General features: G+C 66.2%; 15 protein-coding genes. 7 read left to right on the top strand and 8 right to left on the bottom strand.

Features of this window, described 5'->3' with window-relative positions; all coding sequences use genetic code 11:
- Positions 1-14 precede the first annotated feature (14 nt).
- The gene (locus AC1D1A_RS11035) at positions 15-209 is read right to left on the bottom strand and encodes a hypothetical protein (protein ID WP_476947740.1); all 195 of its coding nucleotides are present in this window, start codon (positions 207-209) and stop codon (positions 15-17) included.
- A gap of 111 nt (positions 210-320) precedes the next feature.
- Between AC1D1A_RS11035 and AC1D1A_RS11030 the strand changes: the two genes are divergently transcribed.
- Both AC1D1A_RS11030 and AC1D1A_RS11025 read left to right on the top strand, forming a co-directional pair.
- Complete coding sequence (locus AC1D1A_RS11030; protein ID WP_476947739.1) at positions 321-764, top strand: N-acetyltransferase family protein; 444 nt, start codon at positions 321-323, stop codon at positions 762-764.
- Between the two features lie 46 nt (positions 765-810).
- Complete coding sequence (locus tag AC1D1A_RS11025; protein WP_476947738.1) at positions 811-1,326, top strand: GNAT family N-acetyltransferase; 516 nt, start codon at positions 811-813, stop codon at positions 1,324-1,326.
- 54 nt (positions 1,327-1,380) lie between these two features.
- Here AC1D1A_RS11025 and AC1D1A_RS11020 read toward each other — a convergent pair whose 3' ends face one another.
- Positions 1,381-1,878 (bottom strand): N-acetyltransferase family protein, encoded by a 498-nt coding sequence (locus AC1D1A_RS11020; protein WP_476872440.1) that lies wholly within the window; start codon positions 1,876-1,878, stop codon positions 1,381-1,383.
- Between the two features lie 88 nt (positions 1,879-1,966).
- Positions 1,967-3,040 carry a DNA polymerase IV gene (locus tag AC1D1A_RS11015; protein WP_476849270.1) on the bottom strand — a complete coding sequence of 358 codons (1,074 nt, stop codon included), beginning with the start codon at positions 3,038-3,040 and terminating at the stop codon, positions 1,967-1,969.
- A 213-nt stretch (positions 3,041-3,253) separates the two neighbouring features.
- Between AC1D1A_RS11015 and AC1D1A_RS11010 the strand changes: the two genes are divergently transcribed.
- The 3 genes from AC1D1A_RS11010 to AC1D1A_RS11000 all read left to right on the top strand — a co-directional run bounded on the left by AC1D1A_RS11010 (position 3,254) and on the right by AC1D1A_RS11000 (position 6,365).
- Entirely contained in the window at positions 3,254-3,652 is a 399-nt protein-coding gene (locus tag AC1D1A_RS11010) for an NUDIX domain-containing protein (protein ID WP_476947737.1), read from the top strand.
- 313 nt (positions 3,653-3,965) lie between these two features.
- Complete coding sequence (gene srmL, locus AC1D1A_RS11005; RefSeq protein ID WP_476947736.1) at positions 3,966-5,084, top strand: PheS-related mystery ligase SrmL; 1,119 nt, start codon at positions 3,966-3,968, stop codon at positions 5,082-5,084.
- A 399-nt stretch (positions 5,085-5,483) separates the two neighbouring features.
- Positions 5,484-6,365, top strand: a complete 882-nt coding sequence (locus AC1D1A_RS11000) for a GerMN domain-containing protein (RefSeq protein WP_253906772.1) — start codon at positions 5,484-5,486, stop codon at positions 6,363-6,365.
- Between the two features lie 50 nt (positions 6,366-6,415).
- Here AC1D1A_RS11000 and AC1D1A_RS10995 read toward each other — a convergent pair whose 3' ends face one another.
- The 3 genes from AC1D1A_RS10995 to hrcA all read right to left on the bottom strand — a co-directional run bounded on the left by AC1D1A_RS10995 (position 6,416) and on the right by hrcA (position 9,443).
- A complete protein-coding gene (locus AC1D1A_RS10995; protein WP_476947735.1) occupies positions 6,416-7,204 on the bottom strand; it encodes a 16S rRNA (uracil(1498)-N(3))-methyltransferase in 789 nt (262 codons plus the stop codon).
- Positions 7,205-7,206: 2 nt separating this feature from the next.
- Positions 7,207-8,337: a molecular chaperone DnaJ gene (dnaJ, locus tag AC1D1A_RS10990; RefSeq protein ID WP_028276700.1), complete on the bottom strand. Its 1,131-nt coding sequence runs from the start codon at positions 8,335-8,337 to the stop codon at positions 7,207-7,209.
- A 92-nt stretch (positions 8,338-8,429) separates the two neighbouring features.
- The gene (gene hrcA / locus AC1D1A_RS10985; protein ID WP_476849274.1) at positions 8,430-9,443 is read right to left on the bottom strand and encodes a heat-inducible transcriptional repressor HrcA; all 1,014 of its coding nucleotides are present in this window, start codon (positions 9,441-9,443) and stop codon (positions 8,430-8,432) included.
- Between the two features lie 317 nt (positions 9,444-9,760).
- Between hrcA and AC1D1A_RS10980 the strand changes: the two genes are divergently transcribed.
- Entirely contained in the window at positions 9,761-10,612 is an 852-nt protein-coding gene (locus tag AC1D1A_RS10980; protein WP_476947734.1) for a DUF3097 domain-containing protein, read from the top strand.
- A 143-nt stretch (positions 10,613-10,755) separates the two neighbouring features.
- Positions 10,756-11,175 (top strand): DUF4870 domain-containing protein, encoded by a 420-nt coding sequence (locus AC1D1A_RS10975; protein ID WP_026537291.1) that lies wholly within the window; start codon positions 10,756-10,758, stop codon positions 11,173-11,175.
- A gap of 126 nt (positions 11,176-11,301) precedes the next feature.
- On the opposite strand, the gene hemW is transcribed toward AC1D1A_RS10975, so the two are convergent.
- Positions 11,302-12,540 carry a radical SAM family heme chaperone HemW gene (hemW, locus tag AC1D1A_RS10970; RefSeq protein WP_476947733.1) on the bottom strand — a complete coding sequence of 413 codons (1,239 nt, stop codon included), beginning with the start codon at positions 12,538-12,540 and terminating at the stop codon, positions 11,302-11,304.
- 45 nt (positions 12,541-12,585) lie between these two features.
- Positions 12,586-14,439 (bottom strand): translation elongation factor 4, encoded by a 1,854-nt coding sequence (gene lepA, locus AC1D1A_RS10965; protein WP_026266375.1) that lies wholly within the window; start codon positions 14,437-14,439, stop codon positions 12,586-12,588.
- Positions 14,440-14,481 lie beyond the last annotated feature (42 nt).

Below are 14,481 nucleotides of genomic sequence, written 5' to 3'. Positions count from 1 at the left end.
AACGGACGGGTGCGTCAGGCGGAGGCGATGCCGGGACCAAGAAGCCTCGGGTATTTCCACTCCTTGGAGAGCGCGGGAACCGCGGCGGCCGCGCGGGGAAGCCGGACGACGAGCCGGTCACCGAGCGTGAGCATGACGTTGTCCGTCCCGCTGGATGACACCGGCTTCAGACGGAGCCCGGCCCACCCCGGAAACTGATCCGCGATCATGAGGCCGACCTGGTTTGTGTCGATGTCAGGCTCAGCGTCGTGCCGCTTCTTCGAGGTCGCCCTGCGGACCTTCAGTGGGAGGCGGGCGCCCCGCCAAAGTAGGGTACTTCCATGTTCATCATTCGCGAAGGGCGCCCAGACGATGTGCCCGGCCTTGCGACGCTAAGGGCCACGTGGGCGGCGGAACAGGACCCCGCGCCCATGGACGATCCCGCTTTCGACGCCGTCTTCATGGAGTGGATGAATGCCAGCCCCCGAAAGTTCTTTGTGGCCGACTACGGTGGCGAACTCGTCGGGATGCTCAACCTGATGATTTTCGAGCGGATGCCCAAACCCGGAACAGAATCGTCCCGGTGGGTCTATCTGGGCAACGCCTACGTGCTTCCGGCGTTTCGGAACGCCGGAATCGGCGGCCGGCTCGTGGAGGCATCGATCCAGTTCGCGCAAGGCATCAAGGCCGTACGGATGGTGCTTTCCCCCTCCGACGCATCACGCGGCTTTTACGCGCGGCTTGGTTTCGAACCGGCCGCGGAATTGAACATTCTCAGGTTTTAACCCACGGCCCCCCAGGCCGATGCGCCGGCCCCGGCATGATGGACACATGGAATTGCAGACTGATCGTCTCCTGCTGCGCGAGTACACCCTGGATGATTTCGCTGCGGTACATTCATTCGCTTCCGACTTGAGGATCGCCGAATACGTGGACTGGGGACCGAATACAACCGGCGAAACGCTGGAATTCCTTAAAATGTGCTCGGCGGCGCAACGCGGTTCGAACCGGACAAACTTCACTCTTGCTGTCACTTTTCCCAGGGGCGAACCCTTTGGTTCTGTCGGACTCGGCATTGATCGTGGCCGGGGCGAGCTGGGGTACGTGATTGATGCTGACCACTGGGGGCGCGGATATGCCACTGAGGCCGCAGCCGCCCTCCTCAGGTTCGGCCAAGGAACTCTCAAACTGCAGGACATTACCGCAACCTGCAGACCTGAAAACACCGCTTCTGCGAGGGTGCTGGAAAAGATCGGATTGGTCCAGATCGGGTCGCGGAGGGCGGACAAACTCATTCGTGGACAGTGGCGTGATTCTCTCGTCTTTACAGCGGTCGGCACCAGCTGAAAACGCACGCACGGCAGGTGACCTCAGCCGGTGGTCAGCGTGGCACCTGCCCGGCTAAATGTCGGAGCGGACCATCCGTATTTCAGGTAGTTCCTCCCACTCGGGTGAAAGCAACTTACGCGTCCCATCGGGCTGAAAACCGTTCTTGACGTAAAAGGCCTGAGCGCGCACGTTGGCCTCAAGGACCCACAGGTAGGCGGGTAAATCGCCGAGGGCGGCCTTCAACAGGGCGACACCGAGCCCAGTGCCATGGGTGCGCCTCAGAGTGTAAATGGAGTAAAGCTCAAGTTCGCCGGGCAGGTCATCGTCACGCCCCGTGCCTGCGTCGGCAAATCCAACTATTTCATTGCCCTCGTCCACGGCGATGATTCGCGGCTGGGCGCTGTCCAGATACGGCCGGCGTTTTTCCACGCGCAGCGGCATGCTGGCACGGCGCGCATCGAAGAACGTCGGGGACAAAAGGTGCCCGTAGCATTCCTCATGGGCCAGGGTGTGCATCCTAACCACGGCATCAGCGTCCTCGACCGCGGCCTGGCGGATCTGATATTCCATCGTCCCAGCCTAACTTTGACTTGGGGGCTTCCCAGGGTCATTTTGCAGCCGGCCGGTAGAACGCCGCACCGGGGAGGAAGCGACGCCGTCACCAGCCGCCGCGTGTCGGCGTATGTCCCTTTCGGGCATCGTCGGGCATTGCCATTTCGGCCCGCAGGCCCAGGAGCCGGATCGGACGGTCTGCTTCGATTCCGGCTGCGAGGTCCAACGCCTCCGCGAGGATTTCGTCCCGGTCGAATGTCTCGGGAAGCTTCCTCGCGTGGGTTTTGGTGACGAACGGCGCGTAGCGGACCTTTAGGGTCAGCCCAACCACGGGCCGACCTTCGGCCACAACATCCTCCAGGACGCGCGCTGTCAGCTCCCTCACGGCGTCGTCGACCTGGGCGGGTTCGGTCAGGTCGCGCTGGAAGGTGGTCTCCCGGCTATGCCCGCGGGCAACCCACGGGGTATCGTCCACAACGCTGGCGCCGTCCCCGCGTCCGAGCTCCGCGTACCAAGGTCCCATCCTGGGGCCGAACTCCGGGACCAGGTCCCGGGGGTCGGACGCGGCTAGCTCGGCCACTGTGTTGATGCCGAGTTTGGCCAGCCTGCCCGACACCTTGGTTCCGACGCCCCAGAGCTCCTTGGTGGGCCGACTGCCCATGACGTCGAGCCAGTTCGCGGCAGTGAGACGGAAGACGCCGGCCGGCTTGCCGAAACCGGTGGCGACCTTGGCTCGTACCAGGGTGTCGCCGATGCCCACGCTGCAGTGAAGCTGCGTTCGCTCCAGGACAGCGGCCTGCACCTGCCGGGCGTAGGCTTCCGGATTCTCTGTCTCGGTGCCTACAAAAGCTTCATCCCACCCCAGCACCTGCACTGTGGCGCCGGGCTGCGCGCGCAGGGTAGCCATGACCGTTTCAGACGCCGCGAGGTAAGCCTCCTGATCGACGGGCAGGATCACAGCATCGGGCACTTTCCGGGCCGCAATGCGTAAGGGCATTCCGGAACCCACGCCGAATGCCCTCGCTTCGTAGGATGCCGTCGACACCACGGCGCGTTCCGTGGGGTCGCCCCGACCGCCGACAATGATCGGCTTGCCAGCAAGCTCCGGCCGCCGGAGCACTTCAACCGCCGCGATGAACTGGTCGAGATCGACGTGCAGCACCCATGGGATTCCGCTCACGCCACCAGTGTGCCCTAAACATCCCTAGCAAGCATCGGCCCTCCACCAAGCCTGGCCGGACTCTCCGTCGTCGACGCGCCCTCCCGTGACGAAGCATTGGTGCGGGCTGCCAAGATCGCCGCCGCTTGCCGCTGCGCGCGGGAGGTCCGCGGGTTCGTGCCCGACCCCACGGGATGATTTGTGTGCTGGATGCCCCCGTGATCGACTGATGCGATGACCCACCGCATTGCCGTCGGCGTACTCTTCGGGCCACGAGGCGTTCTGATGTGCCGCCGGGTCCCGACATCGAAATGGTACCCGGGTATGTGGGACTTTCCGGGCGGCCACATCGAGGACGGCGAATCAGCCGGCGAGGCGCTGGCCAGGGAGCTCCTCGGAGAAATCGCAGTCAACGTTGTCCCGCCTACGAACACTCCCACGTTTAGGGTCCAGGACAACGAGGGCTCACCTGAGGGGTTGGCGCTCTCGGGGTGGGTCCTGGAAATGTGGACCGGCGATCCTGCGAACTTGGCCAGGGATGAGCACTCCGAAATACGCTGGTTCAGCCCTAACGATGCCCTCGGACTGGACCTCGCGCACGCCCATTACACCGAAGTACTTCAACACCTTTGAAGTTTAAGAAACGGCGGCGCCTGAAGAGGACAGACTTACACGCATTCTGATAAAGGCCGGCCCGCGGATGGGTTCTGATAGATGTCGGCCTTCGGAGCACCTTGGCATATGGAGCCAGACCGTCCGGCTCGAGGAAACGCGTGCCGGGTGCGCATCGGGGGTATAGTCGGCGCATGCAACTTTCGCGTCGATTTATATGCCCCCGGCCGGTCCCCGGCCGCGAGGGCTCTGAGGCGCGCGCCTAGGTCCTGGCGCCGGGTTTGAGTCGGGGGAAGTCAACCCACCACTCGAAATCCGAAAACAAGGACCTGCAATGCCCTCATATCTCAGTCCCTCCGAGCTCCACGACGCTTTGACCATCCGCGATCTTTCAGATCCGGACGGCGGGCCCCATGCAATGCAGCCGCTGTTGCAGGGCATCCTCGACGCGCTCGGCCGCGAATGGAGAGTGCCACAACGAATCGTCCGCCACAGCCCGCTGGTGAGCGTGGCCGACAATTACGACCACTTGGGGTTCAAGGAATCAGATGTGACGCGGGATCAAAGGTATTCCCGCTATCTCAGCCCGACGGTCATGCTCCGAAGCCACACGTCGGCTTCCATCCCGCCGCTGCTGCGTGCACTGCACGCGGACCAATCCATGGACGAGCTCTGGGCGGTCCCCGGTCTGGTCTACCGGCGTGATTGCATCGACCGCACCCACGTGGGAACTCCCCACCAGGTCGACCTATGGCGCGTCAGCTCACGGGGACAGCTCGACGCCGGCAACCTGCAGGAAATGGTCGGATCGCTGGTGCAGGCGGTGCTTCCAGGAGCACCCTGGCGCGCAGTTCCGGCAGATCACCCCTACACCGAAGAAGGCTTGCAGGTCGATGTCCTCGCGGACGGGGAATGGCTCGAACTCGCCGAGTGCGGGCTCATCGCGCCGCATCTGTTCTCCGGGGCCGGCCTGGATCCCACCAAGTGGTCGGGACTGGCTCTGGGCATGGGATTGGACCGCGCCCTCATGCTCCGCAAGGGCATCCCCGACATCAGGCTGCTTCGGTCCACAGACCAGAAGATCGACCAGCAGATGCTGGACCTGTCCCGGTGGAATCCAGTTTCCCAGATGCCCTCCATCCGCCGGGACATCTCCATCGTCATTCCCGCTGACCTGGATACCGAAGTGCTTGGAGACCGGGTGCGAACAGCGTTGGGCGCAAAGGCCGACGATCTGGAAAGCGTCGAACTCCTGGCCCTGACACCCTGCGCTGACCTCCCCGCAGCGGCGAGGAAACGACTCCGCCTCAGCGATGGGCAGGCCAATGCGCTGATACGCCTGGTGCTGCGTCCCCTCGCCCGGACCATGACAGACCCGGAGGCGAATCGGATCCGAGACGACGTCTACCTGGCCCTGCACGAGGGGCCCGTCAAGGAACTCATCGCAGGATAGTGCCTGCCGTGCCAGTTCACCATCGGGCTGCTGGCACAGCAGGCATGGAGACGCGGCCGGACCATGTCAGTGCCAGGAACCACAAGTGGACGCCATTAGGTATCAACTTTGTATCGGCCTCATATCGTTCCCGTTGCAGTTCCGGCGCCAGGGCCCAAACCCGGCTGCCGCGCCGCGCCCGTGTGCCATGCTGGAATCCGGCTGTCCCGGGATCGCCGGGCCGGTCTCCGGCCGGTGAGGGATGGGGCGGCCGTCGACGGCCGACGACGGCTACAAACGGATCATCACCGCGGAACGCGGGGCGTACGACGAAGGGACAGCGGCATCAGGAAGCGTGGAGTTCAGCAGCCATCGGCGGGGCGCGTCCGCCGCGTCGCGCTGGCGTTGGCGCTGCCTGCCGTGCTCGTCCTGTCCGGCTGCGTGGCGACGCCGCAGAGCGGCATCACGAATTCCAGCAGCCCATCAGAGCTCATTCCCGCCCCGGCGTCGGGCGCCCCCACCACGAGCGCACCGCTGGAGACTGCCCAGACGTCGAACAAGGCTCCGGTGTATTGGATCGGCCGTGGCAATGACAACGCGTTTCTCTACCGCGAGTTCCGCGACGTTCCGGATCAGGACAATCCCGTCACCCGCGCCCTGCGGGTCATGATGTCGCAGAAGCCATTGGACCCGGATTTTTTCACGCCCTGGCAAAATCCGAAGAAGCTGGCGACCTCGATTTCCGGCAAGAACGTCATCACGGTGGATGTCTCCGCTGATGCCTTCAACAGCAACGTGGATGCGGCCATGGCCGAGCGCGCTATCCAGCAGCTCGTCTACACGGCGACAGCTGCCGCGGCCAGCGCCGGACTCATCGATGCCGGACAGCAGGTCCAGGTGGTTGTGCTGGTGGACGGTCACACCGACTACGTCGCCTTCAACCATGTCCGCCTGGGCGAGCCGACCTCCCGCAGCGCCGGGATGGTGGCACCAGTGTGGATCATTGATCCGCAGGAGGGCACGTCCGTGGCCGACGGTTCGGTCAAGATCAGCGGCCGCAGCACCGTCCAGGGCGGGAAGCTCCGCTGGGCGATCCTCAAGGTCGACGGCGACGGCGACAACGCCAAGACCGCGTATCTCAACGGCAGCGCCACCGCCTCCGCCGATGCAGCCCGGCCCGGGCTGTTCACCTTGTCCGTGAACCTCGGCCCGGGCAATTACGAGGTCCGGGTGTCCCAGGTGGACGCATCCGACAGCGCCAAGGAAGTATTCCAGGACACCCGCGGGTTCACGGTCAAGTAGCCGTCACCTCAACAAGGCATCACGTCACCTGCGGCGGCGGCTGCCGCAGGTCACCAGCGGCCGAGGATGTCGCTGGCCAGCACAGTGGCGGCGGGCCCGGCCGTGGACGAACGCAGCACATGGTGCCCCAAAAGGGCCGTAACTGCACCGGCGTCGCAAAGCCGGGTCACCTCCCGCGGGCTGATGCCGCCTTCCGGACCCACGATCAGCAGGACCTCACGGGATCCGGCATCATCTGCCACAACATCGCCGGGCCCAACACTTTCCAGCCAGGCCTCGAGTACCTGCCGCAGCGGGCGCACGGCGTCTTCATGCAGGACGACGGCGAGGTCTGCCGCCGTTACGGCCGCCTGCAGCCCGGCGCCGTCGACGACGGCCCGGACCTCGGGAATCCATGCCCGGCGCGCCTGTTTGGCGGCTGCCGTCACCACCGATTGCCACTTGGCATGCGCCTTCGCGGCCCGCTCAGCCTTCCAGCGCACAATGGACCGCTCGGCCTGCCAGGGAATGACGGCGTCGATGCCCAACTCGGTCGCGGTCTCGGCCGCCAGTTCATCGCGGTCGCCCTTCGCCAGGGCCTGGACCAGGACCAGCCGTGTTCCTGGCCGTGGTTCCTCAGCCAGGTCCACGCATTCGACGCTCAGCTCCCCGGCAGCGACGGCTGTCACGGTGCCGGTCAGGCGCTTGCCTGCGCCGTCCGCGATGTCGACCGCTTCGCCGACGCCGATCCGTTTGACGGTGACGGCGTGGCGGGCCTCGGTTCCCTCGAGGACGAAGGCCGAGCCGGGGACCTGCTGGTCCAGGGTGCCTGGGGCGGTGAAGAAGACCGGGTTACTCACCGCTACAGGTTACCGAGCCGGTCCCGCAGTTTGGCGAAGACGCCGCCGCTGGCCGCAAGCTTTCCTTCCGTGAGGTGCTCGCCACGGTGCTTGGCCAGCTGGCGGAGAAGTTCCTCCTGGACGTGATCGAGCTTGACCGGTGTTTCCACCTGCAGGTGCACCTTCAGATCGCCGCGGCCGTGGCCGCGCAGGTGCGTGACGCCGAGACCGCGAAGGGTGATGATCTCGCCGGACTGGGTGCCGGCCTTGACGTCGATCTCCTGCTGTCCGTCGAAGGTGTCGAGGGATATTTCGGTGCCGAGGGCGGCCGCCGTCATGGGAATGTTGAGGCTCGCGTGCAGGTCATCGCCCTCGCGCACGTAAGTGGCGTCGTTGTTGACCCTGATCTCCACGTACAGGTCCCCGGCGGGGCCGCCGGCAGGGCCGGCCTCGCCCTGGCCGGACAGCTGGATGCGGGTGCCGGTGGCCACGCCGGCCGGGACCTTGACGGTCAGCGAGCGGCGGCTGCGGATCCGGCCCTGGCCGCTGCATTCGTTGCACGGGTCCTTGATGACGGTGCCGAAGCCCTCGCAAGACCCGCAGGGGGCGGACGTCATGACCTGGCCCAGGATGGACCGCACGGCGCGCTGGACCTGACCGCTGCCGCCACAGATGTCGCAGCGGACCGGGTGGGTGCCCTCCCGGCAGCAGGATCCCTCGCAGGTGGGGCAGATGACGGCCGTGTCGACCTCGAGCTTTTTGTTCACGCCGAACACCGCATCGCGGAGGTCGATCCGGACGCTGATCAGCGCGTCCTGGCCGCGGCGGACCCTGGACGCCGGGCCGCCCTGGCCGCCACCGGCGCCGAAGAAGGTCTCGAAGATGTCCTGGAAGGCGAAGCCCTGGCCCGAGTAGCTGCCGCCGCCGAACCCGTTGTCGGTGCCGTTCTCGTTGCCGGTGGTGTCATAGACCCGGCGCTTCTGCGGATCGGAGAGGACCTCGTAGGCGTGCGTGACGGCCTTGAACCTGTCCGAGGCGTCCTCCCCGGGGTTCACGTCCGGGTGCAGGGTCCGGGCCAGTTTCCGGTAGGCCTTCTTGATCTCCTCCCCCGATGCGTCGCGGGAGACTCCAAGAACGTCGTAGTGGCTGCTCAAAGTGTGTATCTCTTCCTTGTTGTACTGCCTGTGGGGTACTGCCTGTGGGGCACTGCCTGTGGGGCAAGAAGTCGTATTCGGTCCCGGGCCTGTCAGGGCCCCAGGATCCTCGAAAGGTAGCGGGCCACCGCTCGGACGGCGGCCATGGTGGTGGGATAGTCCATCCGGGTGGGCCCAAGCACTCCGACCTTGGCCGTGGCGTCCGGCCCGTAGGCGGTGGCCACGACCGAGGCCTCGGCGAGACCGTCGTAGGGGTTTTCCCGGCCGATGCTGACGGTCACGCCGCGCGGGTCTTCGGCCATTTCGCTGAGCAGGCGGAGCATGACCACCTGTTCCTCGAGGGCCTCCAGCACGGGGCCGATGCTGAGCGGGAAGTCCACATTGGAGCGGGCCAGGTTGGCGGTGCCGGCCATGACCATGCGCTCTTCACGGCTGCTCGTGGCCAGGGCCTCAAGACCGCGGGCCAGCGCCTGGGCTGCTCCGCGCCGCGCGGGCGGGCCACCGGCAACGACGGCGGGCAGCAGCTGCGGCATCAGGCTCAGCGGCGTACCGGAGAGGCTGGCCAGAAAACTACTCCGCAATTCCGACAGCGCGTCGTCGGGAATGTCCTGCCCGACGTCGATCACGCGCTGCTCCACCTTGCCCGTGTCAGCGATCAGAACAGCCAGCACTTTCCTGGGCGCCAGCAGCACGAACTCAATGTGCCGCACCCGGGCGCGGCTGAGCAGCGGATACTGCACGACGGCGACCTGGTTGGTCAGGTGCGAGAGGAGCCTCACGGTCCGGTCAAGGATGTCGTCGAGGTCCTCGGATCCTTCCAGCAGCGCCTGGATGGCCCGGCGCTCGGCCTGGGACAACGGCTTCACCGCTGAGATCTGGTCGACGAACAACCGGTAGCCCTTGTCAGTGGGGATCCGGCCTGCACTCGTGTGCGGTGCCGTGATCAGGCCCTCGTCTTCCAGCGCCGCCATGTCATTTCGGATCGTGGCGCTCGAGACGCCGAGATGGTGCCGTTCAACGAGCGCTTTGGAACCAACGGGCTCACGCGAATGGACGTAGTCCTCCACGATGGCGCGCAACACTTCGAGTTTGCGCGGTTCGCTCACGCTCCACCTCCAATCGACCGTCCCGCAGCCGGTGCCACCCCCGCGTCCGGTCCGGGTCCACCAGTGGTGCACGGACGGCCCGCCACAGGACAAGGGTTAGCACTCGACATGCCTAAGTGCTAACCAGTCTAATATGAGTCGCCGCGTTGTTAGCATTGGATTCGCTCCAGGCGTGGCCCGCGGGAACGCGATTCCCGTCACGCCGGCGCCGAGACCGTGGCAGACGCTGCCGTTGCCGCGCCGTCGCGGTCCGGTTCCGGCCCCCGGAGAGTTCCACCGACCGCCGTACATTCCGAGTGCAAAGTAAGCGTGAAGAGATGTCGTACCAGAACTGGGGACCCCAGGACCTGTCCGCCCCCGCCAAGACCCAGCTGCCGGAAGTCCCGGTGGAACGCGGGATGGTCCTCGAGGAGGTCCAGTCCGGCTGGGTGGGCGCCGTAACCCGCGTGGAGAAGTCCGGCGGCATGCACGTGGTGGCGCTGGAGGACCGGCGGGGCAAGTCGCGGTCCTTCCGCCTCGGCTTCGGCTTCCTCTTGGACGGCCAGCCCATCCGCCTGATGCCGCCGGCCCGGAAGAAGACGGCACCGGCCGCCGGTGCCGGCCGCACGGCGTCGGGCTCGGTACGGGTGGCGGGGCAGCGCGCACAGGTGGCCAAGGCCAGCCGCATCTGGGTGGAAGGAAAGCACGACGCCGAGCTGGTGGAGAAGGTCTGGGGCGATGACCTCCGGGTGGAGGGCATCGTCGTCGAGCCCCTGCACGGCATTGACGACCTCGCGGCCGCCGTGGCGGACTTCGGCCCGGGCCCCGGCCGGCGCCTCGGCGTGCTCGTAGACCACTTGGTGGCAGACTCCAAGGAGTCGCGGATCGCCGACGCCGTCATGGCCTCACCGGGCGCCGCAGGCAACGTCCTGATTGTGGGGCACCCCTACGTGGACGTGTGGCAGGCCATCCGGCCCTCGGTCCTGGGGATCGAGCAGTGGCCCGTGATCCCCCGCGGCACGGACTGGAAGACCGGGATCCTGATGGCTTTCGGGTGGCCCCACTCCACGAAGGAGGACATCGGCCTCGGCTGGCAGAAACTCCTGGGGGCTGTCCGCAGCTACGCTGATCTGGAGGCGTCGCTGCTTGGCCGCGTGGAAGAGGTCATTGACTTCCTCACCGTGCCCTAGTCCGCCGCGGCGGCCGCCCCTGATCTCCATTTCCTTGCCCGAGCAAGTATTCTTGAAACGGCGGCCGCGCTTCCAGTGCGGTCCCGGCTATTTCAGGCACAACCCAGGCAGCAACGCATCACCGCAATCCGAAGGGCTACACCGTGGCAGATAACGCACGCGAACACACGGGCAATCAGGCTGGCCATGGCCAGCCCCCGTACCATGGCGTTCCGGCAAACGCGCTGCCGCTGACGGCCAGCGAGGACCGCCAGTGGGCCACGCTCGCGCACTTCGGCGGCATCCTGGGCTGCGTGCCGTCGCTGCTGATCTACCTCATCTTCAAGGACCGCGGCCCGTTCACGGCACAGGAATCCAAGGAAGCCCTCAATTTCACGCTGCCGCCGACACTGGCCGCGGTACTGGCCAATCTGCTGGTCTTCATCCCGGTGGTGGGCAACCTCTTCGCCGTGCTCGCCACGGTGATCTGGATCGCCGTGACGTGCTTCTCGGTGGCGGCAGGCATCCACGTCAACCGCGGCCAGCCGCACCGCTACGAGTTCAACCTGCGCTGGATCAAATAGCCGGCCCGGACCCAAGCACGAGAGCCGGCCGCCGCCCGTCAGGGGCAGCGGCCGGCTCTCTTTTATGCGGCAGGGTATTGTGGCCGCTGGTGCGGGCAGCCAAGTCGTGGAAGCTTTGCCGGCAGACTAGTCCGGCAGGATCCTGCGGACGACGGCGTCGGCCAGCAGCCGGCCCTTAAGGGTGAGAATGAGCCGGCCTTTGAAAGCCGCCGCGGGGTCCACGAGGCCGTCCGCGATCAGCCCCGCGACAGCGTGCCTGCCGGTGTCCCCCAGGCCGCCGAGGCTTGGGATGTCGAGTCCGGAATTGAGCCGGGCCTCGAGCATGACCCGTTCCACGTTGCGGGTTTCAGAGTCCAGCGTTTCGCGTCCGGCGGCGGGTGAGGCGCCGGCGCCGAGGCGGTTGGCGTAGGCGGTGGGGTGCTTGACGTTCCACCAGCGGACGCCGCCCACGTGCGAGTGTGCCCCGGGCCCGATGCCCCACCAGTCGTCCCCGCGCCAGTAAGCGAGGTTGTGCCGGCAGGCCTGTTCGGGGGTGCGGGACCAGTTGCTGACCTCGTACCAGTTGAGCCCGGCGGCGGAAATCAGTTCGTCGGCGAGTTCGTATTTGGCGGCGTGGTCGTCGTCGTCGATTTCCGGCACTTCGCCACGGCGGATCTGCGCGGCAAGCTTGGTGCCGTCTTCAACGATCAGGGCATAGGCGCTGATGTGGTCGGGGGCGTAGGACAGTGCGGTCTCGAGCGAGTAGCGCCAGTCCTCCAACGACTCCCCCGGCGTCCCGTAAATGAGGTCGAGGCTGACCGAGAGCCCGGCATTACGCGCCCACTGCACCACCTCGGGCACCCGGCTGGGCGTGTGGGTGCGGTCCAGGACCTTCAGGACGTGCGGCACGGCCGACTGCATGCCGAACGAAACGCGGGTGAACCCGGCGTCGGCCAGCAGCTGCAGGGATGCGGGCGTGACGGAATCGGGGTTCGCCTCGGTGGTCACCTCGGCGCCGGGCTGCAGTCCCCAGGCGTCGATCGCGGCGCTGAGGATGCGCGCCAGGTCCTCCGCCGGCAGCAGGGTGGGGGTGCCGCCGCCGAAGAAGACCGTGCTGAGCGGGCGGCCCGGCAGGCCGCTGCCCTTCAGGGCCGCGGCGGCGAACTCCACTTCCGCGATCGCGGTGGAGGCGTAGGCGTCCTGGGAGGCCCCGCCGCCCAGCTCCGTGGCGGTGTAGGTGTTGAAATCGCAGTACCCGCAACGGACCGCGCAGAACGGGATGTGCACGTACAGCCCGAATGCGCGCTGATCGGCGCCCACGCCCGCCTGGGCGGGCAGCAGCCCATCCACCGGCGCCGGGTCGCCGAGGGGAAGAACGCTAGGCACGGGCCCGGCCTGCCGATACTGCAGCAACAATCATTACCTGCACCGTTACTTCTTGGCCTTGTCCTTGGACTCGTCCGTTGTCAGCGCGGCGATGAAAGCCTCCTGCGGCACCTCGACGCGGCCCACCATCTTCATGCGCTTCTTGCCTTCCTTCTGCTTTTCCAGCAGCTTGCGCTTTCGGGTGATGTCACCGCCGTAGCACTTGGCAAGGACGTCCTTGCGGATGGCGCGGATGCTTTCGCGGGCGATGATCCTGGAGCCGATGGCGGCCTGGATGGGCACCTCGAACTGCTGGCGCGGGATGAGTTCGCGCAGCTTGCCGGTCATCATCACGCCGTAGGCGTAGGCCTTGTCGCGGTGGGTGATGGCGGAGAACGCATCAACCTGTTCGCCCTGGAGCATGATGTCCACCTTGACCAGGTCGGCCACCTGCTCGCCGTCGGCCTTCCAGTCCAGTGACCCGTAGCCGCGGGTCTTGGACTTGAGGATGTCGAAGAAATCGAAGACGATTTCGGCCAGCGGCAGGCGGTAGCGGATTTCCACCCGGTCCTCGGAGAGGTAGTCCATGCCGCCCATGACGCCGCGCCGGCTCTGGCAAAGCTCCATGATGGCGCCGACAAACTCGTTCGGCGCAAGGATGGTGGCGGACACCATCGGCTCACGGACCTCAGCGATCTTGCCGGTGGGGTATTCGCTGGGGTTGGTGACGTGGACGACCTTCTTGTCCTCCAGCGTGACCTCGTATTCCACGTTGGGCGCGGTGGAAATGAGGTCCAGGTTGTATTCGCGTTCGAGCCGCTCGCGGGTGATTTCCAGGTGCAGCAGGCCCAGGAATCCCACGCGGAAGCCGAAGCCCAGCGCGGCGGACGTTTCGGGCTCGTACACCAGTGCGGCGTCGTTGAGCATCAGCTTCTCCAGCGCATCGCGGAGCACCGGATAATCCGTGCCGTCGAGCGGATATAGGCCGGAGAAGACCATCGGCTTGGCGTCCGCGTAGCCGGGGAGGGACTCGGTGGCGGGCTTGGCCAGGTTGGTGACGGTGTCGCCCACCTTGGACAGGCGGACGTCCTTCACACCGGTGATAAGGTAGCCGACCTCGCCGACGCCAAGGCCCTTGGAGGGGGTGGGTTCCGGGGAGCTCACACCAATCTCAAGGAGCTCGTGCGTGGCACGGGTGGACATCATCTGGATGCGTTCACGCGGGTGCAGCATGCCGTCGACGACGCGGACGTAGGTGACCACACCGCGGTAGGTGTCGTAGACCGAGTCGAAGATCATGGCCCGGGCGGGGGCGTTCGGGTCGCCCACCGGTGCCGGCAGGTCGCGGACGATCTTGTCCAGCAGGACTTCGACGCCCATGCCGGTCTTGCCGGAGACGCGGAGCACGTCGTCGGGGTCGCCGCCGATCAGGTTGGCGAGTTCCGCCGCGTATTTCTCGGGCTGGGCTGCCGGGAGGTCGATCTTGTTCAGGACCGGGATGATGGTGAGGTTGTTTTCCATCGCCAGGTAGAGGTTGGCGAGGGTCTGGGCCTCGATGCCCTGGGCCGCGTCCACCAGCAGGATCGCGCCTTCACAGGCCGCGAGCGAGCGGGAGACCTCGTACGTGAAGTCGACGTGCCCGGGGGTGTCGATCATGTTCAGCGCGTAGCTGGTGCCGTCGAGTTCCCAGGGCATGCGGACGGCCTGGGATTTGATGGTGATGCCGCGTTCGCGCTCAATGTCCATGCGGTCCAGGTACTGGGCCTTCATGTCACGGGACTGGACAACACCGGTGAACTGGAGCATCCGGTCGGCCAGTGTGGATTTGCCGTGGTCAATGTGCGCAATGATGCAGAAGTTCCGGATGATGGCCGGATCTGTTGCGGCGGGCACCGGGGCGGTGCGGGCCATGGGAGACACGCAGGGTCCTTACTCTTGGCATTACGGTTGGCTTTTCCACGG

This window comes from Arthrobacter sp. P1_B9, assembly GCF_056406495.1.
This window is presented reverse-complemented; position numbering and strand designations above follow the sequence as displayed.

Coding starts and splice junctions, on each gene's coding strand:
- AC1D1A_RS11035 (WP_476947740.1), bottom strand. CDS start 209: ATGATCGCGGATCAGTTTCCGGGGTGGGCCGGGCTCCGTCTGAAGCCG.
- AC1D1A_RS11030 (WP_476947739.1), top strand. CDS start 321: ATGTTCATCATTCGCGAAGGGCGCCCAGACGATGTGCCCGGCCTTGCG.
- AC1D1A_RS11025 (WP_476947738.1), top strand. CDS start 811: ATGGAATTGCAGACTGATCGTCTCCTGCTGCGCGAGTACACCCTGGAT.
- AC1D1A_RS11020 (WP_476872440.1), bottom strand. CDS start 1,878: ATGGAATATCAGATCCGCCAGGCCGCGGTCGAGGACGCTGATGCCGTG.
- AC1D1A_RS11010 (WP_476947737.1), top strand. CDS start 3,254: ATGACCCACCGCATTGCCGTCGGCGTACTCTTCGGGCCACGAGGCGTT.
- srmL (WP_476947736.1), top strand. CDS start 3,966: ATGCCCTCATATCTCAGTCCCTCCGAGCTCCACGACGCTTTGACCATC.
- AC1D1A_RS10980 (WP_476947734.1), top strand. CDS start 9,761: ATGTCGTACCAGAACTGGGGACCCCAGGACCTGTCCGCCCCCGCCAAG.